The organism is Streptacidiphilus alkalitolerans (assembly GCF_042511045.1).
GTDB lineage: Bacteria > Actinomycetota > Actinomycetes > Streptomycetales > Streptomycetaceae > Streptacidiphilus > Streptacidiphilus alkalitolerans.
Genome location: NZ_JBHEZX010000002.1, coordinates 121,469 through 144,946, shown reverse-complemented (window position 1 = coordinate 144,946; position 23,478 = coordinate 121,469). Strand labels below are relative to the sequence as shown.

The window sequence follows — 23,478 nt, the reverse complement described above, 5'->3', positions numbered from 1 at the left end:
CAATGCATGACCGCCTCCGAGCCCCTGACGATCACCGTCCACCGCGCGCCCGGGCACACCGTCCTGCGACTGGACGGCCCCTGCGACTACGAGACCGCACCGGACCTGCGCGAAGCCGCCGACCAGGTACTTGCCACGGAGCCGGTGCCGCAGTGCCTGACGCTCGACTGCACCGGGGTGGACGACTGGGACTCCTCCGCGCTGTCGGCCCTCATCTGGATCAAACGCTGCGTCGATGCCGACCAGGTGCGCCTGCACCAGGTCGGCATCGACGACCACCAACTGAGCGTCCTGCGCATCACCGGCCTGAGCATGCTCTTCGAGGAGGCGCTGGCGGACACCTGCCAGGGCGACCGTCATGAAGCAGCAGCGGCGCACCAGGTCGCCGACTCCTGACCTGCTTCGCACATGCCTGCGCCGTCGCAGCGGAACCTGGTCCGCTAGAAGACCCGTGGCCGAGCGGTCAGGACGAGTACGGCCTGGTCGTCGTTGATGGCGTCGGTACCGGTGAACGCGTGCGCCGCGTCGGTGAGGCCGGCGATGATCGCGGCCGGGTCGTACCCGTGGGCCTGGTCGGTCAGCGCCTGGAGCAGGCGCGTCTCGCCGAACTGTTCGCCGCCGCGGCTGTGGGCCTCGGTGATGCCGTCGGTGTACAGGACCAGGGACTCGGCGGGTTCCAGGCACAGGTGACGCGTGGTCAGGTACGGGTTGCCGGTGATGCCCAGCAGGGTGCCGTCGCTGTCGAGGTAGCGGGCGGTGTGCCGGGTGTCGATGTGGACCGGAAGGGTGTGCCCGGCGCGGACCAGGGTGATGTCCAGGCCGGCCGCGGTGGAGGTGAGGTGGCCGTAGACCAGGGTGACGAAGGCGTTCCCGTGGCTGTCGGGCCGGTCCAGCAGGGCCTTGTTGACCGCGCGCACGACCGCTTCGGGGCCGGGCAGGAGCGGGGCGACGGCACGGGCGGTGTGGCGGACCAGGGCGGTGGTGGTGGCGGCCTTGGCCCCGCGTCCGCAGACGTCGCCGAGCAGGAACGCCCAGGTCCCGTCGCCCAGGGGGAACACGTCGTAGAAGTCGCCGCTGATCTCCAGGCCCTCGCCCGCCGGGTAGTAGTAGGTGGCCAACTGCGCCCCGGGGACCGCGGGTACCTCGGGCAGCAGCAGACCGGCCTGCAGGTCGCGGGCCAGGGCCACGCGCTCGGTGTACTGGCGTGCGTTCAGAGCCGCTGAGGCCGCGCGGCGGGCGAGTTCCTCGGCCAGGGCCACCACGTGGCCGTCGAAGACCTGCTCGCCGGTGGTCAGCAGGGTCAGGGCGCCGAAGGCGGTGCCGCGGTCCAGCAGCGGCACGCAGAGGTAGCCGGTGGCCTGGAGTTCCTGCCAGGGCCCGGGCCCGGTAGGGGTGCGACGGGCGACCTCGGTGACCCCGGAGGCCAGCACCCGGGCCACCGCGTCGTCGGCCGCGTCGTAGACCGGACTGTGCGAGGCCAGCAGCCGCTCCTCCCGGCCGGTGGGTGCTGCGGCGGCGATGCGCCGCACCCTTCCGGCCTCGACCACGTCGACCGTGCACAGCGGTGCCAGCAGCGGTGTGCAGGAGGAGGCCAGGCCTTGCAGGGCCTGGGTGTAGTCCAGGTCCGAGGTCAGCCGGGTGCTGGCTTCCAGCAGGAACGCCAGGTCGGCGCGGGCCGCCTGCTCACGCCTTTCGGCTTCCCGGCGGGCCTGTTCGGCGTGGTGGCGCTCGATCGCCAGGGCGGCGGTGTCGGCGAACACCCGGGCCAGGGCCAGGTCCGAGTCCTGGGGGGTGCGGGGGGCGCGGTGGTACATCGCGAAGGTGCCCAGCACGGCGCCGTCACGGGCCAGGATCGGGGTCGACCAGCAGGCCGCCACTCCTGCCCGGTCGGCGAGGGCGCGGAAGTCGTCCCAGAACGGGTCGGTGGCGATGTCGGTCACGATCACCGGTTGGCGCCGGTGGGCGGCCGTCCCGCAGGACCCGACTGCTTCGCCGGTGGCGATGCCGTCGATGGCCTGGTTGTAGAAGTCCGGCAGGCTGGGAGCGGCGCCGTGGCGCAGGTGCAGGCCGTCGGCATCCGCCAGTAGCACCGAGACCAGGACTTCCTCCGGTGCGAGGTCTTCGATGGTGCGGGCCATGCCGTCCAGGACCTGTTCCAGGGGGGCCTGGCGGGCGATCTGCTCCAGCAGGGCCCGGTGCTCGGCCGTCAGCTGCCGGGCTTGTTTGACCTGGGTGGTCTCCACCCCCAGGATCCGCACCCCGGTGACGTTGCCGCCGACATCCAGGCGCGGTTCGTAGGTGAAGTCGAAGAACGCCTCCCGCGCGCCCGGCCCGGTGCCCAGCACGATGCGCGCATCGTGCCCGGGGTGGCGCTCGCCGGTGCGGTAGACCCGGTTCAGCAGGGTGAGGAAGCCCTGTTCGGCGAGCTCGGGCAACAGCTGCCCGATCGGCGTCCCGGCCCGTACCGGGTCCACACCGGTCGCGTCGAAGAACGCCGCGTTCGCCGACTCCAGCATGTGGGCCGGCCCGGCAAGGGAGGCGAACACCGCGGTGGACCGGCCGAACAGGGCCCGTAGGTCGTGCTCCTGGCCACGGTCCGCAGTCGCGGCACTCAAGGGCGCGGAGCGCTGCTCCGGGGCGTGGGTCATCCGACTGCCTTCTCGTCGTCCAACGGTCCGGCCGAGGTGTCCGGGCCGCGGAGTGCACGCGCACCGTCCTGGACGGACAGTGCCTCATCGGCCGTTTCGTAGACCGCCATCACCTGGTTCAGACCGGTCAACGCGAACACCCGCGTCACCGACCCCGGTACCGCCGCCAACCGCAGCACGCCACCGCGCTCGGACAAACGCTGGTAGATCCTGATCAGCACGTTGATGCCCGACGAGTCGCAGAACCCGAGAGCCGCACAGTCGACCACCAGCAGTGCCGGCTGCTCCGCCTCGAAGAGCACGTCAGCAGCCTCCCGCAACTGCGCGGCGCTCTCGAAGTCCAGCTCGCCCCGCAGCTCCAGCACCCACGCCACTCCGGTCGGCCGGACCTCTACCGAGAACACGCCTTGCCGCCTCCGACTCACCAGACACAGGTACCGATCGATGATACGGGGCCCACCGGGCGTGAACCCCGGCTCAGGGCGTGGTCGTCGGGACCGTCAGGAGGGGAAGCGCTCCAGAAGCTGCTCACGCTGCCGGGTGCCCAGGCCCTGGACCCGGCGGTTGTCAGCGATGTGCAGCTCGGCCAGGGCCTGCGCGGCGCGGGCCGTGCCGACGCCGGGCAGTGATTCGAGCAGCTGGCGCACCCGGATCCTGCCGATCATGTCCCCCTCGCTGCCCAGCACCTCGGCCAGGGTGACCCGGCCGTCCTTGAGCCTGGACCGGACCTCACTGCGCTCGCGCCGTACCGCGAGCGCTCTGGCCAGCGCTTCGGTGCGGTCCGTATCCGTCAGCTGGGGCAGCGCCATGATCACTCCTCATCACGGTGACGATCGGTGTCGCCACAATCCGCAGGGTACGGACCACCGTCTTCCCGGTCGGGCACGGCCCATGCTGCTCCCGGGCAGGGCAGTTCCGTCGAGGTCCGTCAGATGCGGCCGACCCGAGGCGAAGTCAGGCGGGGGCGCATGAGGCGGCCAGGCCGGGACAGGAGGTTCAGCGGAGCAGCAATCCTGTCGCTCCACAAGATTTCGGGTGTTTCCGCCCACCGGCGAAGGGTGTTTTCGTGGCGAACGACGTATGGGGCTACCAGGCGAACTCCGGCTACCAGGCCGGCACGGACCTGGCCGGCTACAAGGTCGAGGCGACCGACGGCCACATCGGCAAGGTCGACAAGCACTCCGAGGACGTCGACGCCCAGTACATCGTGGTCGACACCGGTCCGTGGATCTTCGGCAAGCACGTCCTGCTCCCGGCCGGGACCATCACCTCGGTCGACACCGCCAACCAGACCGTGCAAGTCGGCCGGACCAAGGACGAGATCAAGAACTCGCCGGAGTTCGACAAGGACCAGCACACCGGCGACGCCGACTACCACCAGCAGGTCGGCACCTACTACGACAACGGCACGCGCGGCGTTTGACCGCACCCGCACAGTCACGCCGGGGGCCCGCACAGCATCCGCTGTGCGGGCCCCCGGCGTGACTGGTGGACGCCGCGACTTCAGCCGGTCCGTTCGCCCGGCTCGGCGGGGTGGACGGACGTCAGATCGGCGAGCCCGGAGACATGAAGGACGGGCATCAGCAGGGGCGGGGCGATCAGCTCAAGGCGATCGGCGTGCGCGAACAGGACGCTCAGTCCGGCGCTGTCGAGGTAGTCGACGGCGGTCAGGTCGAGAACCATGGGGCCCGGCGTGCCGTCCAGTGCGGCGGCGAGGTCTGCGGTGTTGCCCATGTCGATCTCACCGGCGACCGTCAGGAGCGCGGTGCCGTCCGGTCGGTGGCCGGGGGTGAGGATCAGCGGTGCGGTCATCAGGAAATCCTCGTAGACATGTCGACGGTGGTACCGGCCGGTCCTGGAGTAACGATCACCTGTTGCATCATGGCGCGCATCAGGGTCAGGCCGCGGCCGCGGTGGGCGTTCTCCTCGGGCCGGGGGGTCTTCCAACGCCCCGAGTCGACAATAGTGAGGCGGAGATTGTCGACGAAGGCTTCAGCACGCAGTCGGACGCTGTCGCCCGGGCTGTGGCGGTGGCCGTGTTCGATGGCGTTCGCACAGGCTTCGCCGGCTGCCACCAGGACGCTCTGCATGGTCTGCGGGGGGATCTGGCACTGGTCCAGCCATCCGCGCAGCGTCGTTCGCACGGTGGCGAGTTGGGAGGCCTCAGCGGGGAACGCCACCTCAAGCGGTGCGGGATGGCGGTACAGCAGGAGGGCGACATCGTCGTCGTAGCCGTCGGTGGGCGACAGGCGGGCCATGATCTGGGTGGCGAGGTCGTCGACAGGTGCGTGCCGGCCCTCGTGGACGGCGGCACTGGCCTGGCCTATGCCTGAGTCGAGCGAGTGGCGGCGGCGCTCCACCAGGCCGTCGGTGTACAGCAGCAGGGTGGCGCGTGCGGGGATGGTGCATTCCCCCTCGGGGCGCGGCCTGCCGGGGCGTACGGCCAGGGGGAGGGACCGTCCCTCCTCCAGGAGACTGGTGGTTCCGTCGGGAAGGGCGAGAATGCCCGGGGGGTGTCCGGCACTGCTGTAGGTCAGGCGTCCGGTACGGGAGTCGAGGACGCCGCAGAAGACGGTGGTGCACAGCGCGCCGGGAACGCCGGCGGCGAAGTGGTCCAGCGCCATGAGGGCCCGCGCGGGACTCGCGTCCTGCAGCAGCACGGCACGACAGGCGCTGCGCAGTTGGCCCATGACGCTGGCGGCCTTCAGGCCGCGGCCGACGCAGTCGCCGACCACGATCCCGATCCGGCCGTCCGGCAGGGGGACGGTGTCGTACCAGTCGCCACCCACTTCCAACGGAGTGGTGGCTGGTTCGTAGCGGACCGCGAAGCCGTCGGGAAGGCGGGAGGGGCCGAGGATGGCGCGCTGGAGGGCGATGGAGGTCTCGCGCTCCTGGTCGATCTGGTGGGCCCGGATCAGGCCCTGTGAGAGATGGCCGGCCAGCAGCGAGAGCAGCAACTGGTCATCGCTGGTGAAGGGTCGGTGGTCACCCAGGTCGATCCACAGGGCCATCGGGCCGTCCGGGTGTTCCAGCAGTATTCCGGCACCGGCGTGGTCCGCTGCCGGTGTGAGCAGGGACCGGTGGCGCAGTTCGGTGAGGAACCGGCGCCGCTCGGAAGGGAGTTGGTGCCAGGTCGGCCCTCCGGCGGTGGCGGTCACCAGCGGCTCGTCGGCCTGGCCGAAGACGGCGGCCAGGACGTGGCCGGCGCCCCACAGGGTCTGCAGGGTGGTCAGCGCACCGGTCAGGGCGCCGCTCAGGCTGGTTGCCCGGGACAGGCACGTGCTCAGGGCGGCCAGGGCGCTGTCGCGTTGGATGGCATAGTGCTCGGCCGTGACGTCCCGGAACGCGCCGACGATCACGTGTCGCTCGGATTCGGGGTCCCGGACCTGGTTGAAGGTGACGCTGATCCACAACCGGTGCCCGTCGCGGTGGGTGACCGGAACCGTGTGGCTTCCCCCGGTTCGGCCGAGCAGGGCCGCGAAGGCGTCGGCGAACTGCTGGTGTGCTTCGGGAGCAGTGACGGCGTCCGGCCACCACGGGTGGACCGGCGCGTAGGGCAGCCCGTCGGAGCCGTATCCGAGGATGTCGGTGAACGCGGCGTTGATCTCGATGACCGCGCCGTCCTCGTCGCAGATGAAGAAGGCCTCCTGGAGCGAGTCCACCAGTGCGGTGCGCCAGCGGGCATGGTGGTTGCGCAACCGCGCCAGCTCGATGCTCGCCTTCACACGCGCGAGCAGTTCGGCCGCGATGAACGGCTTGACCAGGTAGTCGTCGGCCCCGGCCTGGAGCCCCTCGATGGCGGCCTCCTGCCCGGCACGGGCGGACAGCAGCAGGACGGGGACCGAGGCGGTCCGGGTGTCGGCGCGCAGCGCCGCCACCAGCGACAGGCCGTCCAGACGGGGCATCATCACATCGCTGACGACCAGGTCCGGGGTGGCGGCCCGGACGGCTTCCAGTGCCTCCTGCCCGTCGTCGACGGCGCGCACCCGGTAGCCGGCGCCGGCGAGGATGCGGGTGAGGTAGTCGCGCATGTCGGCGTTGTCGTCGGCGACCAGTACCCGCGGCGCGGCGCCCCCCGCCGGTACGGGTACGGGAGCCTCCCCCTCCCGGGCCGGGGCCGTTACGGCCTCGGCAGCGCCCGCTGCGTCCTGGTCGCCGGGCAGCCAGCGCAGGGCTTCCTGCAGGTAGGGGGAGGCGGCCTCGGACACCGCGGTGGGATCGGCGACCGGGTCCGTGGCGGGGGCCAGTGCCTGGGCCGGCAGGTGTGCGGATCCGAACGGCAGGCGGATGGTGAAGGCGGTGCCCACGCCCCGGGTACTGGCGGCGGTGATCGTTCCGCCGTGCATGCCGACGAGTTCCTGCACCAGCGCCAGCCCGATGCCGCTTCCCTCGTTGGAGCGGGAGCGGGCGTTCTCGATGCGGTGGAAGCGTTCGAACAGCCTGGGAAGCTCCTCGGCGGACACACCGATACCGGTGTCGGTCACGGTGACGACGGCATGGGCGGGCTCCGCGCGCACCGAGACCTGGATGGAGCCCTCGAAGGTGAATTTCAGTGCGTTGCTGAGGAGGTTGAGGACCACCTTCTCCCACAGACCGGGGTCGAGGTAGACGGGTTCTTCCAGCGGAGGGCACTCCACGACCAGGGAAAGGCCTGCCCGGGCGACGGCCGACCGGAAGACGCTGGCGAGTTCGGCGGTGGTCTCGGCGAGGTCGACGGGCTCGTACCGCGCCTGCATCCGGCCGGCTTCGATGCGGGAGAAGTCCAGCAGCGTGTTGACCAGCTTGCTCAGCCTCAGTCCGTTGCGATGGATGACCTCGAGTTCCTCGCGTGCCACCTCGTCCGTGTCGCCCAGCCGGGCACGCAGCTCCTGGACCGGGCCCATGATCAGCGTCAGCGGGGTGCGGAACTCGTGGCTGATGTTGGAGAAGAAGGTCGTCTTGGCGCGGTCCAGGTCAGCCAGTTCCTCCGCCCGACGCTGCTGGGCCTGGTAGCTGCGAGCGCTCGCGATCTCGGCCGCGACATGTCCGGCGACCAGCTCGATGAAGCCGCGGTACCCCTCGTCCAGGGGCCGGTACCGGTTCAGCGCGGTCACCATGAAGCCGTACGGCGCACTCCCCGGCTGCAGGAGCGGCACCAGCAGGGCTTGCTTGGGCTCCTGCGGCCACTGCCCGGTCGGCAGACCGGCGAACCGTGCGTCGTCGAGTTCGACCAGCAGCGCTTCTCCTCGACCCGGCGCACCCACCGGCCACATCGCTTCCTGGTCCTCGGACGGCAGGGACAGCGGGGCGGCGCGGTGTCCGGCGGAGATCCCGGTCGCTGCCGCCAGCCGGGCGGAGCCGTCGTCCTGGAACAGGTACGTCATGGTGAACGGGAGATCCCGCAGGTTGCGTTCCAGCTGCCGCCCGGCGATCTCCATCGTCTCCCGCTCGGTCCGCACGATGCTGAGATCGGAACCGAGGTCGCGCAGGGTCGCCATCCGGCGCTCACCGATGACCTGCTGGGTCTCCTCGCTGACCACGCAGAGCATGCCCACCGCCGCACCGGTGTCGTCGCGCAGCGGGCTGTAGGAGAAGGTGTGATAGGTCTCCTCCGGGTATCCCGACCGCTCCAGGAACAGCAGCAGCGCTTCGTCCCAGGTCGCCTGTCCGGTGCCCAGCACAGCCGCGATCCGCGGTCCGATGTCGTCCCAGATCTCGGCCCAGACCTCACTGGCCGGGCGGCCCAGCGCCCAGGGGTACTTCCCGCCCAGGGTGTCCCGGCGGTAGGCGTCGTTGCAGATGAAGGTGAGCTCCGGGCCCCAGGCCATCCACATCGGGAACCTGGACGACAGCAGGATGCTCACGGCCGTCCGCAGGCTCTGCGGCCAGTGCGACGGCGGGCCGAGGGGGGTCGACCGCCAGTCCACCGCGGCGAGGTCCCGACCGACGCGGGGATCGGCAGCGAAGACGCCGGCACTGTCCTCCGCCGGGGGCTGGTAACCGGTTTCCTCCGACCGCGTCACTGAGATCCTCTCGCTCGTGCCACTCCCAGAAAGGCCGCTCCACCGACCCACCGGCAGGGGCGGGGCGGTCAAGACCGTACGATAGGGGGCCGTCCCAGCAGCGAACATACTGGGTCCGGCCACCGGGGGGGCAACGATGAAGGATGACGGCCCCGCCCTGCCCGTTCCGCTGCCCGCCACCATCCTGCCTGCCTTGGAGAAACGGTGACCGACCCAACCCTCGATGTCAGCCGCCAGAACCGCCCCAACGGCGACGTCGTGCTGACCCTGGTGGGCGAGCTCGACTTCTCCACCTCGGCGCATTTCACGCGTGCGCTGGAAGAGGCACCGGTGGCTCCCGCCACCGAGTGGGTGATCGACCTCTCGGACCTCCGCTACTGCGACTCCACCGGCATCACCGCGTTCGTCACCGCCTACCAGCGCGTCCAAGCCGCGGGGTCCTCCCTGGTGCTCGCCGGGGTGAGTTCCGAGCTCATGAGGGTCTTCCGCATCGTCGGGCTGGACCAGGTCTTCACCTTCCGCCCTCCCGTCCCGGACGGCATCGGCGATCCGCGGTCCTGACCCCGGAGGGCCGTTCCACTCCGACGCTCAGGCGGTCACCGCTGCGCTCCGGTCCCCGAGACTCGGGTCCGCTGTCCGGCTGGCCCCGAGATGGTGCAGCAGCACCTCTTGGACCGCCTGCTGGAGCGAGTCGAAGGCATGGGTGCCGAAGCAGTCCAGGAGCGCACGCCGCTCCTGTGCTCCCAGTCCCTGGCGGGCCGGGGCGCCTTCGATCGCGGCCAGGGCGAATGACCGCACCGTTCCCAGGACCCCGGCCCCGTACGCGTCACCCAGCGCGACCGATGCCACTTGGGAACCCTTCAGCGCGGACAACGATGCCCGGCTGTGAATCGCCGAGGCCATGAACACCACCACCAGCGACCGCTGCTGAGCCCACCACACGGCGGCCCCCTGCTGGTGTTCCTCGTGCCACCGTACGAGTTGGTCGGCCCCGGTCAGACAGAAGTCCCAGGTACTGTCACCGATCAGCTGAACCTCGTCATCCATGCGGGTGTACGTACCCCCGCCCTGCCACAACATCCCCACTCGGACCCGGCCGTGGGCGCGGTGGCGGGTGAAGTCCGGCCGACCGCGAAGGTGCGGTTTCCCGTCAGCGGACCGGGGCAGCCGGAGCGACAGGAGGCACACATGGACTGGACGCTCTCAGGCAGACGCCGTACCCGCACCCGCCGCACCTCTCGCTATCCGCGGAGCCGTGGCTCTCGCGAGGGTTCCAGGGGCACCGGGACGAGGGGTAGTTGGGGTGCGCGACGGGTGGCCGGGGCCGGCGCGATCAGCGGTTTGGCCCGGGCCGGATTCATCGCGCGCGGTGTGGTCTACCTCGTGATCGGCGCCCTGGCGCTCCTGGTGGGCCTCGGCTACGGACGCCATGACCTGGACCGTGCGGGCGCCCTGGTCGCGATCGCCGGCGAGCCCTTCGGTGTCCTGTTGCTCTGGCTGCTGTTCATCGGCTTCGTCGGCCTGGCCCTCTGGCGCGCGGTGCGCGCAGCCGGTTCGGCGGAGAGCGGCGGGCATCGTCTCCTGGATGCGGTCCGTGCCGTCATCTACGCCATCGGCGCCTGGAGCATCTACCAGTTCCTCGCCCACGGACGTACCCCCACCACCTCCGATGCCAGTGCCTACGATGTCAGCGCCCGCCTGCTGCGCTCCGACGACGGGCGGGCCCTGATGGTCGTCCTGTCGCTGGTCGCCATCGTCGTCGGCATCGCCATGGTCGTCCACGCCGTGAGCAAGCGCTTCGCCGAGCGGCTGCGCACCGGGTGGATGACCTACCGCACCCGGGACCTCGTGCTGCGCCTGGGCCAGGCCGGTCACATCGCCCGCGGTGTGATCCTGGCCGCCGCCGGGTTCTTCGCCCTGAGAGCCGGGCTGTCCGACACGCCGGGTGAGGCCAAGGGGCTGGACGCCACCCTGCGCTCCTTCGCCCAGACGTCCTTCGGCCCTCTGGTACTGATCCTGGTTGCCCTGGGCCTGATCGCGTTCGGTCTGTACTCCTTTGCCGAGGCCCGCTGGCGCCGCACCTTGGGCGGCGTGCCCCGCTGACCCTGTCGGCAGCAGCCGGCTCGTGTGACGACCCGATCCCGCCCGGGGCCGGCCTCCGGCTGTCCGCGCGGAGGCCGGCCCCGGGTGTCATGAGGTCAGGGCGCGGTCAGGACGGGTCGGGGGCGGCCAGGATGCACAGCAGGGAGCAGGCCACCGCGGAGGACGGGGGAGAGGTGGTCGACGGGGTGCCGCTCGGGGCACCGGCCGGGTAGTAGGTGGCGGTGGCGGTGTTCTTCACCGGCAGCGCCAGCAGGAAGGAGCTGCAGTAGACCTGCCTGCTCGCACCCGCCGCCAGCGTGAAGGTGCCGGCCGCCCGTGAACAGGCGGTGGTGACCGCGTCGTTGACGGTGACGCCGGAGGCGTCCACCGGCCCGGTGTTGGTGAGGGTGATCCGCCAGTAGGCCGTGCCGAGCAGCTGCAGCAGACCGACGGGGCTGGACTTGGCCCATGGACCCGCGCCGCCGGGACCGCAGGCGTGCGGCGAGGCGACCGTGCAGATCTCCTTGTTGACGGTGATGTCCGGGTGGCACTGCGCGCCGGGGGCGACAGCGACGGAGACGGGGTTGGAGGTCAGCGCGCCGGTGCCGTCGGTGCCGGTGGCGGTGTCGTCGACGTGGGTGGTCGCGCAGTTCGCGGTGACGACGGTGCGCAGGCAGACCTGCGGGTCGTCGCCCTGGAAGGAGGCGGTCAGCGCGGGATGGTTGGTGGCGGTGAAGTCGCTGGTGCCGGTCAGGCTCAGCTGCACGGTCACGGTGATCGAGGGATGGTCGGCGGCCGAGATGCCGGACAGGTCGACCGTGCCGGTCGGGGAGAGCGGCGGGGTGGCGAGTACGGTGCCGCCGGGGTCGGTGACCGAGACGGTCGTACCGGTGGGATCGGTGTGTCCGAGGTCCAGGCCGGTCAGCCGGGCCTCGGTGTACCCGGCGACGTGACCGGTGCCGCCGTCGCAGTAGAAGTTCGTGGGTTTGAGGGTGACCGCGGCACCACTGTGCAGGCACGGCGAGGCGCCGGTCGCCGGGTCCAGGGAGAACAGCACTCCGGCATCGCCCAGGCCGATCAGGCAGCGGGTTGTGGAGTCGTAGGCGTAGCCGTAGTCGCGGGTGGCGCCGTTGCTGACGGTGGGGTGGCCCGCCACCGCGGGGAAGCCGGCGCAGGGCTCGGCGTGCGTCCAGCTGTAGCAGACGGTGTCGCCGGGCAGCGGCCCGCCCCATACACCGAAGTAGCTGCGGTTGTCGCCGCCGGAGTCGACGACCTCGGGGGCGAACACCAGGGCGCCGGCCGGCAGCGCGTCGAGTCCGGTGGCGGGCGCGGCCAGGGCGCCGCCGTCCAGTGTGTAGCAGCTGGTGGAGGGTGCGCCGCCGGTGGCGTTGGTGGTGCACACGCCGTTCGGATGGCCGGCCGTGTCGAACGAGGTGAACGCGCCGTAGGTGTACGCGCCGGCGTTCGGGCCGGCCGGGTGCGGTGTGGTCCAGCCGGCGCAGACCGCACCGGTGGCCGGGTCGAAGCAGCCGAGCGCGGTGGCGCCCGCTGCTGACGATCCGGAGGTGGTCGGAGAGGAGGAGGCGTAGACGCGTCCGTCGGCGACCGTCATACCGCCCTGGTAGAGGGCGTAGGTGTGGCCCGGCAGGTCGTGGTTGGGCGGCACGATCGCGGCGAACGGCTGTCCCGGACAGGGTGCCTGGCTGGCGATTTCCAGGCACAGTACCTGCCCGGTGCTCGCGGTCCCGTACGCCTTGCCGTCGTAGCCGACCAGCCCCGCGAGGCCGTTGGCGCTGGAGGGGCCGGCCCCGCTGGTTTCCAGGGGGACGAAGCCGCAGTTGGCGCGGGTGCCCATGTCCAGGCAGCCCGCGCCGACGGCGGTGGCGGTCGTCGCCGGGTAGTAGACGACGCCGGGTCGGCCCGGGTCCAGGACGTACTGCGGGGACAGCGGCGTGTAGATGTTCCCGGTGTTGCCGGTGCCGAGCGGGCCCGGCGCGGTGTTGAGCGGGCGCGGCCAGGGGCCGCCGGGGCACGGCTGGCCCGAGGACAGGTCGTTGCAGACCACGATCGGGTTCGCGGGGCCGGTGTGGTGGTAGATGTTCCAGGCCTCGACGTCACCGGACGCGGTCCGGTAGAGGATCGGGGTGAAGCCGTCGCCGCCGGTGGCGCGGGTGGCGGCCTGCACCGGCGGCAGCAGGTCGCTGCTCACGGCGGTGCCGGCCCCGGTCGTGGCCGGCCCGGTGGCCCGGACGGCGGTGGTCGCGGCGCCCTGGTCGGCACCGGTGAAGCTGCTGCCGTCGGTGGACCAGGCGGGCGTCCAACCGGGCGGCACGCGCAGCGAACCGGGCACGTAGGTCTGCGCGGCTCCCGCGCCGGTGATCGGGTCGGTGACGGTCACCGGGGTCGGATCGGCGGTGGACGAATTGTGGTAGCCGACCGCCCAGTTGACGGTATCGCCGTGCTGGACCGGGAACTGGCCGGGGCTGGTGGCGTTCTGCGCGGTCTTCAGCAGCGTGGAGCCGGCGGCGGACGTCGTCGTGCCGGCGGGAGCGCCGGCGGCCAGGACGGGTTGCAGCGATCCGGCGGCTATCACGAACAGTGCCGCGGACGCGGCGACGGCCGCTCTTCGGGCGAGCGGCCGTCGCGGTACGGCGGAGGAAGGAAATCGTAAGCGTCGGTGCATGTGTGTCCCCACCTTCGTCGGGAGGGAAGCGGGCACCGTGGAGTGCCCTCCCCGCAGAACACGGTAGGGAGAAAGGAACCGCTCGTCACTGGTGCGGGCGAAAGGCGAGGGGCGTTGAATTGAATCGTTCGTTCACTTTCCTATTTGTGCCAATAACTGCCCGGAATTGGCCGTGTGAGGCCACCGTCTTTCCCGGTTTCAGCGGGTGACTTCGAGCCAGACGGTTTTGCCGTGCGGGTGTTCGATGACGCCCCAGGTGTCGGCGAGGGCGGCGATCAGGCGCATGCCGAACCCGCCGGGGACCGCCGGCTGGTCCGGGCCCACGACGGGCAGGTGGCTGCCTGCGTCGGTCATCTCGATCCGCAGTCCGTCCCCAGTGGCGCGCAGGAGCAGGCGGTAGGGGGCGGCGCCGTGGCGGCAGGCGTTGGTCACCAGCTCCGAGACCAGCAGCAGGACGTCGTCGGCGGTCCTTCGGGCGGTGGGTTCACCGGTCGGCAGCCAGCCGAGGCGCAGCAGGATCTGCTCGGCGAAGTCACGCCCCCGTCCTACGGCGCCGGCGGCGGCTGTGAGGTCCAGGCGGTCGCCGTGGGAGTGGTCTGCCGTGGTGCCGCTCATGGGCTCCCTGTCGGTGCCGGGGTGTGGGCCCCGGGCTCTGGTGTCCGGGGCGGGGCGGTACACCCCCGGATGGGGACAGCAGCACCGCGGATCCGGTTCCCGTTCGTGGAGGGGAACCAGGCTTGTGACCTTACAAGCTGTCCGGTCGGCGGCCCGCCCCGCCCCGTCAGGCGGGGATGTGGAGGGTGACGGTGATGGTCTTGCCGTCGCTCTGTGCGCGCACCGTTGTTTCGGCGGCCAGACGTGCCAGCAGGTGCATCCCGAAGCCGCCGGTCCCATTGACCAGGTCGGGTTCCCGGGTGGCGGGTACGACGGCGCTGGTGTCGGTGACGGCGATCACCAGGAGGTGGCCGTGGTGCAGCAGGTCCAGGGCGCAGGGGCCCGGTGCGTGGCGGACCGCGTTGGCCACCAGTTCGCTGACGGCCAGGACGGCGTCCTGGGTGGTGAGCGGAGGCAGGGAGGGACGCAGTCGGGCCAGGAACTCCTCGGTGTGCAGGCGCGCCGCGGTGGTACTGCCCGCTGTGCCGTCCAGGCGGAGGGTGGTGTGGACAGGTGGGGGATGCTGGTCCATTGCTGGTGCCCCGTTGATCAGTCGCCGTCGTATGGTTGCCGGTTCGTTCGTCTGCCCTGTGAACCCGCTTCGATTCTCGAACACGGGAGCGACTATGGTGGCCGGAACGCGTCCCTACTGGCCGGTCAGCCCACTGGCTCCCGGGCCGGTCATCCGGAATCCTTGGGGCAGCGTGCCGACCGGATGCGGCCGACGCCGACCAGCCCCGTTTGAACTGACCTGTGGGAGCGCTCCCCCGATGACTGCAGAACTGTCCCTCACTGTTCAGCGCGACGGCGCGCGGGCTGTGGCCCAGGTCAGTGGCGCGATGGACTACGACACCACGGGTCTGCTTGAGCAGGCCCTGGCCGATCTGGTCCAGGACGGAGCGCGCCACCTGGTCCTGGACATGGCCGCAGTCGGCTTCTGCGACTCCTCCGGCATCAACGCCCTCATCCGCACCCTGGCTCGGGTGCGTGAGCAGCAGGGCTCGCTGGTCCTTGCCGCCGTCACGCCCCGGGTCCAGGGAGTGCTGGAGATGACCGGGGTCGACGCGGTCATCCCCACCCACCCATCCGTCGCTGCCGCGCTGGATGCTCCGCCGGCCTGAGCCCGGCGGATGTCGGCGATGTCGACCACGACGTGCTTCTACGGCTGCGGGTCGAACCTGGCGGCGAAGACGATGATGTCGTCGTCCTGCGGGCTGCCGAAGGTCTCCAGCAGCGAGTCGCAGAGGGCTTCGGGTTCGCCGGGGCCGGCGGCGGCACTGCGGCGCAGGGCGTCGAGGCGCTCGGAGAGGTCGCTGGTGCGGGTCTCGATGAGGCCGTCGGTGACCATCAGCAGGCGGCTGCCGGGGATCAGGGGATAGGTGGTCGCCGGGCGCTGCGGCAGGGTCATGCCCAGCAGGGGGCCGTGCTCGCGCAGGTAGGTGGCGTGGCCGTCCGCGTCGATGAGCAGGGGCGGCAGGTGTCCCGCGTTGGCGACCTGAATCGTTCCGGTGCCCTGGTCGACCAGGACGATGCAGACGGTGGCCGTCCAGCCCGGTTGGTGCTGGGCCAGGAGGCGGTCCAGCTTCTCCAGCAGCACGTGCGGGGGGCTGTCCTCGGCCGCGTAGGCGCGCAGGGCGTGGCGCAGTTCGCCCATGACGACGGCGGCCTGCAGGGAGTGGCCGACGACGTCGCCGACCGCCAGGAGCAGGCCGCCGGCGGTGTGGACGGCTTCGTAGAAGTCACCGCCGATCTCCGCCTGGGAGGTGGAGGCCAGGTATCTGACGGCCAGTTCCACGCCCGGGGTGGAGGGCAGGCTCGCGGGCAGGAAGGTGCGCTGCAGGGTCAGGGCGAGTGTGTGCTCCTCGCCGTAGAGGGCCACCACGCCGCGGTTGGTCTCCTCGAGTTCGGCGCTGAGCTCGGTGTACATGGCGATGACGCCCTCGTTGGTCTCCTGCAGCTCCCGGTTGAGGGCTTCGAGCTGGTCGCGTTGGGCGTGGGACTCCTCCAGGGCCGCGATCAGGTCCCGGGTCTGGGCCTGCAGGTCCTGGATCGCGCTGGTGCCGGAATCCTCGGCCAGCAGGGCGGTGCGGATCGCGTCCGCGCCGCCGCTCGGCCAGCCGGGCAGCCGGCAGCTGATCTTCAGCTGGGCGCCGGCCCGGCCGATCGGGGCCGGCTGGTAGCGGGTGCCGGGAAGCAGGCGGGTGACAGCGGCCAGGGACTCCGGTTCAGGGACCCGTTCGTCGTTCCAGGTGATGTCGACCCGCAGGGCGGGGGCGCTGTCGCGGTCCAGGGCGAAGGTGGTGGTCATCGGGGCCGGTCGCAGCAGGTCGCGGCCCAGTTCGCTGAGTGCGGCAGCCAGGCGTACCTGGTCCCGCGCGTCCAGCCCGGCGGCCGCGGCGGCGGCCTTGGCCTGGCTGCGCAGGGCGAAGACGTCCCGTTCGGAGCGGATGTCCAGGGCCAGCAGCGACTCGCTGTGATTCGGGGGCTGCGGTCGTCCGTCCTCGGCGTCGCGGCTCGGGTCCGTGGTGGGGGTCATCTGGTCCACTTGGTGATGGTGACGGTGGTGCCCCGGCCGGGGGCGCTGTCCAGGACGAAGTCGTCGACCAGGCGGCGGGAGCCCGACAGGCCCAGTCCCATCCCGGTGCCCGAGGTCCAGCCGTCGGTCAGGGCCAGGTCGATGTCGGGGATCCCGGGGCCCTGGTCGGCGAAGACCGCGCGTACTCCGCGTCGGGCACCCTGCGTCACCACGGTGGCGGTCATCGTCCCGCCGCCGCCGTAGACCAGGGTGTTGCGGGCCAGTTCGCTGGCGGCGGTGATCAGTTTCGTCTGATCCACCAGGGAGAGCCGGCACTCCTGGGCCAGGGCGCGCACCTTCTGGCGGGCCTGGACCACGCCGTCGTTCGCGGTGATCTCCACCACCGCCGCGGGGTCGCTCACGAGAGCGCGGACCGGGGCGCGTGAACGTCGCGGCTCAGCATGTGCAGGCCCTTCTCCAGGGTCAGGGCGGTGCGCACGCCGCCCAAGGACAGGCCCAGCTCGACCAGGGTGATGGCGACCGCGGGGCGCATGCCCACCACGACGGTGTTCGCGTCGAGCATGCGGGTGATGGAGGCGATGGTGGCCAGCATCCGGCCGACGAAGGAGTCCACGATCTCGACCGCGGTGATGTCGATGACCACCCCGTGCGCTCCGGTCTCGACCACCTGGGCGGCGAGGTCGTCCTGCAGGTTCAGCACGGCCTGGTCGTCCAGGTCGGTCTGGATCGAGACCAGCAGGACCTGGCCGATCCGCAGGACCGGTACTCGCTCGCTCATCAGTTCTGCCCCGCGACCGGGGCGGTGGTCAAGGTGGTGCCCGAACGGCGCAGGGCGTGGCGCAGGGCGTCGGCCAGGGTCGCCTTGGTGACGATCTCGCCGAAGTCGATGCCCAGCGCCACGATGGTCTGCGCGATCTGCGGGCGGATGCCGGAAATGGTGCATTCGGCACCCATCAGGCGCGCTGCGACCACGGTCTTCAGCAGGTGCTGGGCGACCTCGGTGTCCACGGCGGGCACGCCGGTGATGTCGATGACGGCCTGCTCGGAACCGGTTTCGACCAGCGTCTGCAGCAGCTTCTCCATCACCACCATGGTGCGCGCCGAGTCCAGGGTGCCGACCAGCGGAACCCCGACGATCCCGTCCCAGAGCTTGACCACCGGGGTGGACAGCTCCAGCAGTTGCTCGGCCTGGGCGCCGATCAGCTCTTCGCGGGTGCGGGTGTAGACCTCGACGGTGAACAGGCCGAGCGCGTCCAGCAGCCCGGACAGTTCCAGGTAGGCCCGCAGGTCCTGGGCCTCGCCGCCGGCCAGCGCCGGCTCCAGGACCTTCTTGAGTGCGAACACACTGATCGCGGTCTCGGTGGGGCTGAAGCCCTGCCGCGCCCGGGCGCGGGAGAGCTCCGTCAGCAGCGCCCGGACCTCACTGAACCCTTCACCGTGCGCGTCCGGGCCGTCCTGGCCGAGAGCCGCGAGGAGGGCGGCGTAGAGCTCTCGCAGGTCGCGCTCGACCTCCACCCTGCTGACCCGGCCGCCCAGGGTGGACGAGACCTCGGCCACCCAGGCCGAGGCCAGCTCCTCCTCGCTGACCGACAGCAACCGCACGAGACGGTCAGTCGTTCCCACAACCGCCACAGCACGCACATCCTTCACCCAGGTGGTCAGACATCCGAGAAATCCTATGACACCCTCCTCGCGCTGATGCATGCGCCCGTACCCGCCGTTCGCCGATTCACCCTCGCCCGGGCCGGATGCGGGGGAGCCGGACGAGGGTAGGGATGAGTGCACGGCGCTGGGCTTGACCTACTACCTTGACGGTCAGGGTTCTGGGTGAGGGGGGAATGATGGCTGCAGAGGGCTGGTGGCGTCGGGGCGGCGGGAGCCGTGAGGGTCGGACGTTCAAGCGCTGCTCGGAGGTGTTGCACGCGGCGAACGCGCTGGAGGACGCCATGCAGGCCCGCTCGGACGAGGGGCTGCGGGATTTCTCGGACGAGCTGCGACGACGTCACACGGCCGGGACCGACCTGTCGGTGCTGCTGCCCGAGGCGGCGGCCCTGGTGCGTGAGGGTGCCCGTCGCGTCCTCGGGCAGCGCCTGGACGACGCACAGGTCCTCGGTGGTGCGGCGCTGCAGTTCGGCGCGATGGTGGAGATGCGTACCGGCGAGGGGAAGACCCTTGCTGTCGTGCTGTCGGCCTACCTGGGAGCGCTGACCGGTGAGGGCGTGCACGTGATGACCGCCAACGACTACCTCGCCGAGCGGGACGCGACCGCGATGGGGCCGCTCTATCGCGCGCTGGGGTTGGCCTGCGGGCTGATCGTGAGCGGTGGTGCGAAGGAATCAACCCCGCGGTCCAGGCGCGCTGCCTACGCCGCTGACGTCACCTACGGGACGCCGTCGGAGATGGCCTACGACTACCTGCGCGACAATCGCGCCTGGGACCCTGACGGGGTCGTGCAGCGAGGCCGCCGTCTGGCGATCGTCGATGAGGGCGATCTGATCCTGATCGATGAGGCCCGCGAGAATCCGATGATCCGCCGGAGCGGCCGCAAGCCCGATCCGCTGTACGGAAGCCTGACGACGCTGGTCGGGCGCCTCCGCTCCGGTCGGCACTACACCGTGGACACGGACCGCCGCACCGTGGTGCTGACCGACGCCGGCACCGAGCGGGTCGAGGATCTGCTCGGTGTGGGCGACCTCTACCGGACGGCTGACGCCCAGCTGCTGCGGGTGCTCGACGCCGTGCTGAAGGCCAAAGAGGTCTACCGGCGTGACCGTGACTACCTGGTCACCGACACCGGCGCGATCGAGGTCATCACCAGGCGCACCGGCCGCCCGATGACCCGTGGCTCCTTCCCGGGCGGACTGACGCAGGCGATCGCGGCGAAGGAGGGGGTGGTCGTGCCTGCCGACGGCCATTACCTCGGCGAGGTCACCATGCACCGCTTCCTGCGCGGCTACCAGCGGCTCAGCGCGATCGGCGGCGTCGCCACCGAGACACGGGCCTACCAGGACATCTACGGGCTGGAAGTGGTGCGCATACCGCTCGGGCGTCCGCTGCGGCGGGTCGACCAGCCACCGCGTGTCTACCCGACGGCATCGGCCAGGCTCAGCGCCGCAATCGACGAGACGGCCGTGCGCAGCGCGGCGGGGCAGCCCGTGCTGCTCGGGACCGTGTCGATCGCGCAGACCGAGGAGGTCTCGGCGGCGCTGACCGCCAAGGGCGTCGCGCACCGGTCCCTGAGCGCGAAGAACCACGCCGAGGAGGCGGACGTCATCGCGAAGGCCGGACGGGCCGGAGCGGTCACCGTGGTGACGCGGATGGTCGGACGCGGCGTCGACATCCCGCTCGGCGGCGGGGACCCGGCCGAGCGCGAGGCGGTCGTCCGCAGTGGCGGCCTCCATGTCCTCGCCCTGGACGTCTTCGGGGCCAGGCGCGATGAGCTGCAGATGCGTGGCAGGGCGGGGCGCAGGGGCGATCCGGGCGGATCCGCCGTCTTCACCTCGCTGGAGGACGAATCGCTGGACCGGTTGTTCGGCCACAAGAACCAGTGGGCGCTGGCGAAGTTCGCCCTTGACCCGAGCGACACCACGCGCGCGGTGGCCTATGCGTTCGAGCGTGCGCTCAACGGTCGCACCGAGCAGGACGTGGAGAGACTGTGCTCGAAGGTGCGTTATGACGATGTCCTCGGAGAGCAGTGCGACCAGATCTACCGTCAGCGCAAGGCGGTCTTCGACGTACGTGATCACTCCGCATGGATGCGAGCCGCTGTCGACGGGGTCGTGGCCCGGGAGACCGCCGCGTACCCGGCAGCCGGTGGGGACTCCCTGCGGCTGCACCGCGCGCTGGCCGACATCTACCCGATCAGCCTCACTCCCACGGAACTGGACGACCTGCGGTACGACGGTCTCCTCACGCGCCTTCAGGCGGACGCCCAGCGGGCCTATGACGAGCGCGAGGCCGAACTCAGCCCGGAAGTCATGCGGGTGTTCGAGCACCGCTGCATTCTTTGGGCATACAACAAGATCTGGGGCGAGTACCTGGACGCCTCCGAAGACCTCATGGCCGACACCAACCTCAGCACACTCACCGGCGGCGACCCCCTCGCCCACTTCCGGAACGAGGCGGCCCGCCGCTTCGCGACACTGCCGGGGCTGATCGAACGCGAGAGCGTCCACCACGCCTTCCACCAGGAGGTGATCGTCGAACGCGACGACACCCCGCGACCCTGACCTCGTGAGTAGCGCTCCAGCTGGACTACGGATCGTAGACGCTACGCGCACGTACCGTAACAAGTGATGACCTGCGGCACGCTCGCGGCCGGTCCCGCGCGGCCCGGATCATGACTCCTCTGCCTGGGCCGGGGTGTGAGGTGGGGGCGGGGTCTGGGGGAGGGTGAACAGGATGCGGGTGCCGTCGGTGTGGTGGGGGTCGACGGTGATGGTGCCGCCGTGGAATTCGACGATCTTCTTGCACATGGCCAGGCCGATGCCGTTGCCGGGGTAGGCGTCGCGGGTGTGCAGGCGTTGGAAGATGATGAAGACGCGGTCGGCGAATTCGGGGTCGATGCCGATGCCGTTGTCGGTGAACGCGAACCGCCACATCGCCCCGTCGGGTTCGACCGTCAGGCGGATGCGCGGTGCCCGGTCGGGGGCGCGGAATTTGACGGCGTTGCTGATGAGGTTCTGCAGGAGCAGCCCGAGCTGGGTTCGGTCGCCGGAGACCTGGGGGAGTGGGTCGTGCCGGAGTTCGGTGCCGGTCTCGGTGGTGCTCACGCTCAGGGCGTCGAGGGTCTGGTCCCAGACCTGTTCCAGGTCGACCGGGGCGTACTGGTCGTGGACGCGGCCGACCCGTGAGAAGGCGAGGAGGTCGTTGATCAGGGTCTGCATGCGGTTGGCGCCGTCGACGGCGTAGGAGATGTACTGGTCGGCGCGCTCGTCCAGTTGGGCGGCGTAGCGGCGCTGCAGCAGTTGGCAGAAGGAGGCGACTTTGCGCAGGGGCTCCTGCAGGTCGTGGGAGGCGACGTAGGCGAACTGCTCGAGTTCGGCGTTGGAGCGGGCGAGGTCGGCGGCGTAGGCGTCCACGGCGTCGCGGGCGGTCTGCGAGGTGGCGAGTTCGTGGGCCAGGCGTTCGCGCATGGCCTCCACGTCCTGGGCCAGGCGGCGCAGGTCGGCCGGTCCGCTGGCGGTGATGGGGTGGGTGAAGTCGCCGCCGGCCACGGTCCGTACCTGGGCGGTGAGGCGTTCCAGGGGTGCGTTGACGCCGCGGCGCAGGCCGACGAAGACCAGCACCGCCAGGGCGATGATGACGGCGGCGATGGTGGAGAAGAGCCAGTTCCGCAAACGGCGTGCCGTCGTCAGGTCGGCGCGGGAGGCGTTGCGGGCCTGTTGGAGGTGGGTCTGCTGGGTGGTCAGCGCGGCGCGCAGGGAGTCGAATTCCGCTTTGCCCTGCTCGGCTCCGGCCAGCCCGGAAGGCACGGGGGTGCCGGGGGGTCGGGCGGCGATGGGGCGGGCGGTGTCGCGCTGCCAGCGGGCGGCGCGGGCCAGCACCAGGTCCAGGTCTGCCGCGTCGGTGCGGTCTCCCGTGGTCAGGGCGTGCAGGGCGGTGGTGGCGGCGGCCTGCTGGGACAGCCCCTGGGTGTAGGGCTCCAGGAATTCGGCCTGCCCGGTCAGGGCGTAGCCGCGGGTTCCGGTCTCCTGGTTGACCAGGGCCGCCTCCAGGCGCACGGCCTGGATCAGCGCCGGACTGCTGCGGTCCACGAGCTGGTTGCTGACCGCGGCCGAGTGCCGGAAGAACGCCACCGCCAGGCCCGACAGCACGACCAGGACCACCAGGGCCGCGGAGACCCCGGCGGTCAGCCACTGCCGCGTGCTCCACCGGCCCTGGCCCAGCGGCCCCGAGCGGGCCGGCCCGGTGGAGTACGCGGCCTCGCCTGCGGTTGGTCGCGGCTCGGCGGCCTGCTCGGGTACGGGCACGGCGTCCTCCAGGGCGTCCTGTGGCGCGCGCCACGAGTCGGGGGTGCCCGGTTCCGTGTCCGGGGCGGCGAAAGCCTACCCGAGTGCGACAACCATGGTTGTCGCAGGGGTAGGGTGTGTACATGGCCACTCCCAGCACGCATCAGCGTCCCGACGCCGGGGCGGGACTGCTCGAGCGCACCCTCCCCGGTCTGGAGGCCCTGGTGCGCGATCTGCTGCTGGCTCTGCCCGAGCACACCGGTACACCGGCAGACGGGCCGTTGGCGCGCCTGGCCTCGCTGCGGCAGGTCCAAGCCGCGCTGGACGTCCAGATTCGCCTGGCCGCCCAGGAGGCCGCCGCCGCCGGGGCCAACTACGCCCAGCTCGGGGAAGCCTGGAACATCACCCGCCAGGGAGCCCGCAAGCGCTGGCCGGGCCTGGTCTTCGCCCGTCCCCGACCCACCCCCACACCAGGAGACCCCGAAATGAGCACCCCCCTGCGCTCCTACACCGTTCTGCTGGTCGAGGACGACGACGCCGACGCCATGCTCATCGAGGAGGCACTGCTCGACCACGGTGTGGCGCGCACCATTCAGCGGGCGGGCGACGGCATCGCCGCCCTCGCCCATCTGCGCGACCCGGCCAACACCCGGCCCGACCTGATGGTGCTGGACCTGAACATGCCCCGGATGAACGGCCGCGAACTGCTCACCGTCCTGAAGAACGACGAGGCCCTGTCCACCGTCCCGGTCGTCGTCCTGACCACCTCCGCCGCCCCCGACGACGTCACCCGCGCCTACCAGGAGCACGCCAACGCCTACGTGACCAAGCCCGTCAACCTGGACGACTTCATCCAGGCCGTCCAGAGCATCGACGCGTTCTTCCTCGACACCGCCACCCCGCCCCGCCCCTGAGGCATCCT

21 protein-coding genes are annotated in these 23,478 nt (G+C 71.1%); 7 read left to right on the top strand and 14 right to left on the bottom strand.

The window, feature by feature from the left end:
* Positions 1 to 6: 6 nt before the first annotated feature.
* Entirely contained in the window at positions 7 to 396 is a 390-nt protein-coding gene (locus ACEZDG_RS04460) for an STAS domain-containing protein (protein WP_380502530.1), read from the top strand.
* Positions 397 to 440: 44 nt separating this feature from the next.
* On the opposite strand, the gene ACEZDG_RS04455 is transcribed toward ACEZDG_RS04460, so the two are convergent.
* The 3 genes from ACEZDG_RS04455 to mihF all read right to left on the bottom strand — a co-directional run bounded on the left by ACEZDG_RS04455 (position 441) and on the right by mihF (position 3,457).
* On the bottom strand, positions 441 to 2,648 hold the full coding sequence (locus ACEZDG_RS04455; protein WP_380502527.1) for a SpoIIE family protein phosphatase: 2,208 nt from the start codon (positions 2,646 to 2,648) through the stop codon (positions 441 to 443).
* Positions 2,645 to 3,052, bottom strand: coding sequence for an STAS domain-containing protein (locus tag ACEZDG_RS04450; protein WP_380502524.1), 408 nt, complete (start codon positions 3,050 to 3,052; stop codon positions 2,645 to 2,647). Before ACEZDG_RS04450 ends, ACEZDG_RS04455 begins: the two co-directional genes overlap by 4 nt.
* 96 nt (positions 3,053 to 3,148) lie before the next feature.
* Complete coding sequence (gene mihF / locus ACEZDG_RS04445; RefSeq protein WP_380502521.1) at positions 3,149 to 3,457, bottom strand: integration host factor, actinobacterial type; 309 nt, start codon at positions 3,455 to 3,457, stop codon at positions 3,149 to 3,151.
* A 257-nt stretch (positions 3,458 to 3,714) separates the two neighbouring features.
* On the opposite strand from mihF, the gene ACEZDG_RS04440 reads away from it, so the two are divergent.
* The gene (locus ACEZDG_RS04440; RefSeq protein ID WP_380502518.1) at positions 3,715 to 4,071 is read left to right on the top strand and encodes a PRC-barrel domain-containing protein; all 357 of its coding nucleotides are present in this window, start codon (positions 3,715 to 3,717) and stop codon (positions 4,069 to 4,071) included.
* 80 nt (positions 4,072 to 4,151) lie between these two features.
* On the opposite strand, the gene ACEZDG_RS04435 is transcribed toward ACEZDG_RS04440, so the two are convergent.
* Both ACEZDG_RS04435 and ACEZDG_RS04430 read right to left on the bottom strand, forming a co-directional pair.
* Positions 4,152 to 4,460, bottom strand: coding sequence for an STAS domain-containing protein (locus tag ACEZDG_RS04435; protein ID WP_380502515.1), 309 nt, complete (start codon positions 4,458 to 4,460; stop codon positions 4,152 to 4,154).
* On the bottom strand, positions 4,460 to 8,461 hold the full coding sequence (locus ACEZDG_RS04430; RefSeq protein ID WP_380503825.1) for a SpoIIE family protein phosphatase: 4,002 nt from the start codon (positions 8,459 to 8,461) through the stop codon (positions 4,460 to 4,462). The genes ACEZDG_RS04435 and ACEZDG_RS04430 overlap by 1 nt, the downstream gene beginning before the upstream one ends.
* Before the next feature lie 393 nt (positions 8,462 to 8,854).
* Between ACEZDG_RS04430 and ACEZDG_RS04425 the strand changes: the two genes are divergently transcribed.
* Positions 8,855 to 9,211, top strand: coding sequence for an STAS domain-containing protein (locus ACEZDG_RS04425; protein ID WP_380502513.1), 357 nt, complete (start codon positions 8,855 to 8,857; stop codon positions 9,209 to 9,211).
* Between the two features lie 27 nt (positions 9,212 to 9,238).
* On the opposite strand, the gene ACEZDG_RS04420 is transcribed toward ACEZDG_RS04425, so the two are convergent.
* Positions 9,239 to 9,697, bottom strand: coding sequence for a hypothetical protein (locus tag ACEZDG_RS04420; RefSeq protein ID WP_380502510.1), 459 nt, complete (start codon positions 9,695 to 9,697; stop codon positions 9,239 to 9,241).
* A gap of 267 nt (positions 9,698 to 9,964) precedes the next feature.
* Here ACEZDG_RS04420 and ACEZDG_RS04415 point away from each other — a divergent pair, with 267 nt between their 5' ends.
* Entirely contained in the window at positions 9,965 to 10,753 is a 789-nt protein-coding gene (locus ACEZDG_RS04415; RefSeq protein WP_380502507.1) for a DUF1206 domain-containing protein, read from the top strand.
* Between the two features lie 106 nt (positions 10,754 to 10,859).
* Here the strand turns inward: ACEZDG_RS04415 and ACEZDG_RS04410 are convergent, their stop codons facing one another.
* The 3 genes from ACEZDG_RS04410 to ACEZDG_RS04400 all read right to left on the bottom strand — a co-directional run bounded on the left by ACEZDG_RS04410 (position 10,860) and on the right by ACEZDG_RS04400 (position 14,601).
* Positions 10,860 to 13,325 (bottom strand): DUF7617 domain-containing protein, encoded by a 2,466-nt coding sequence (locus tag ACEZDG_RS04410; protein WP_380502505.1) that lies wholly within the window; start codon positions 13,323 to 13,325, stop codon positions 10,860 to 10,862.
* Between the two features lie 288 nt (positions 13,326 to 13,613).
* On the bottom strand, positions 13,614 to 14,030 hold the full coding sequence (locus ACEZDG_RS04405; RefSeq protein ID WP_380502502.1) for an ATP-binding protein: 417 nt from the start codon (positions 14,028 to 14,030) through the stop codon (positions 13,614 to 13,616).
* A gap of 166 nt (positions 14,031 to 14,196) precedes the next feature.
* On the bottom strand, positions 14,197 to 14,601 hold the full coding sequence (locus tag ACEZDG_RS04400; protein WP_380502499.1) for an ATP-binding protein: 405 nt from the start codon (positions 14,599 to 14,601) through the stop codon (positions 14,197 to 14,199).
* A 238-nt stretch (positions 14,602 to 14,839) separates the two neighbouring features.
* On the opposite strand from ACEZDG_RS04400, the gene ACEZDG_RS04395 reads away from it, so the two are divergent.
* Positions 14,840 to 15,190, top strand: a complete 351-nt coding sequence (locus ACEZDG_RS04395; RefSeq protein ID WP_380502496.1) for an STAS domain-containing protein — start codon at positions 14,840 to 14,842, stop codon at positions 15,188 to 15,190.
* A gap of 38 nt (positions 15,191 to 15,228) precedes the next feature.
* Here ACEZDG_RS04395 and ACEZDG_RS04390 read toward each other — a convergent pair whose 3' ends face one another.
* Genes ACEZDG_RS04390 through ACEZDG_RS04375 form a run of 4 tightly spaced genes read right to left on the bottom strand, consistent with a single transcriptional unit; the run spans position 15,229 to position 18,201 of the window.
* Positions 15,229 to 16,605, bottom strand: a complete 1,377-nt coding sequence (locus ACEZDG_RS04390; protein ID WP_380503822.1) for a PP2C family protein-serine/threonine phosphatase — start codon at positions 16,603 to 16,605, stop codon at positions 15,229 to 15,231.
* Positions 16,602 to 17,006 carry an anti-sigma regulatory factor gene (locus tag ACEZDG_RS04385; RefSeq protein ID WP_380502493.1) on the bottom strand — a complete coding sequence of 135 codons (405 nt, stop codon included), beginning with the start codon at positions 17,004 to 17,006 and terminating at the stop codon, positions 16,602 to 16,604. The genes ACEZDG_RS04390 and ACEZDG_RS04385 overlap by 4 nt, the downstream gene beginning before the upstream one ends.
* A complete protein-coding gene (locus ACEZDG_RS04380) occupies positions 17,003 to 17,383 on the bottom strand; it encodes an STAS domain-containing protein (protein ID WP_380502490.1) in 381 nt (126 codons plus the stop codon). Before ACEZDG_RS04380 ends, ACEZDG_RS04385 begins: the two co-directional genes overlap by 4 nt.
* Positions 17,383 to 18,201: an STAS domain-containing protein gene (locus ACEZDG_RS04375; RefSeq protein ID WP_449341728.1), complete on the bottom strand. Its 819-nt coding sequence runs from the start codon at positions 18,199 to 18,201 to the stop codon at positions 17,383 to 17,385. Before ACEZDG_RS04375 ends, ACEZDG_RS04380 begins: the two co-directional genes overlap by 1 nt.
* Positions 18,202 to 18,443: 242 nt before the next feature.
* Between ACEZDG_RS04375 and ACEZDG_RS04370 the strand changes: the two genes are divergently transcribed.
* Positions 18,444 to 20,834, top strand: a complete 2,391-nt coding sequence (locus ACEZDG_RS04370) for a preprotein translocase subunit SecA (protein ID WP_380502484.1) — start codon at positions 18,444 to 18,446, stop codon at positions 20,832 to 20,834.
* Between the two features lie 108 nt (positions 20,835 to 20,942).
* On the opposite strand, the gene ACEZDG_RS04365 is transcribed toward ACEZDG_RS04370, so the two are convergent.
* Positions 20,943 to 22,577 (bottom strand): ATP-binding protein, encoded by a 1,635-nt coding sequence (locus ACEZDG_RS04365; RefSeq protein WP_380502480.1) that lies wholly within the window; start codon positions 22,575 to 22,577, stop codon positions 20,943 to 20,945.
* 122 nt (positions 22,578 to 22,699) lie between these two features.
* Here ACEZDG_RS04365 and ACEZDG_RS04360 point away from each other — a divergent pair, with 122 nt between their 5' ends.
* The gene (locus ACEZDG_RS04360) at positions 22,700 to 23,470 is read left to right on the top strand and encodes a response regulator (RefSeq protein ID WP_380502477.1); all 771 of its coding nucleotides are present in this window, start codon (positions 22,700 to 22,702) and stop codon (positions 23,468 to 23,470) included.
* Positions 23,471 to 23,478 lie beyond the last annotated feature (8 nt).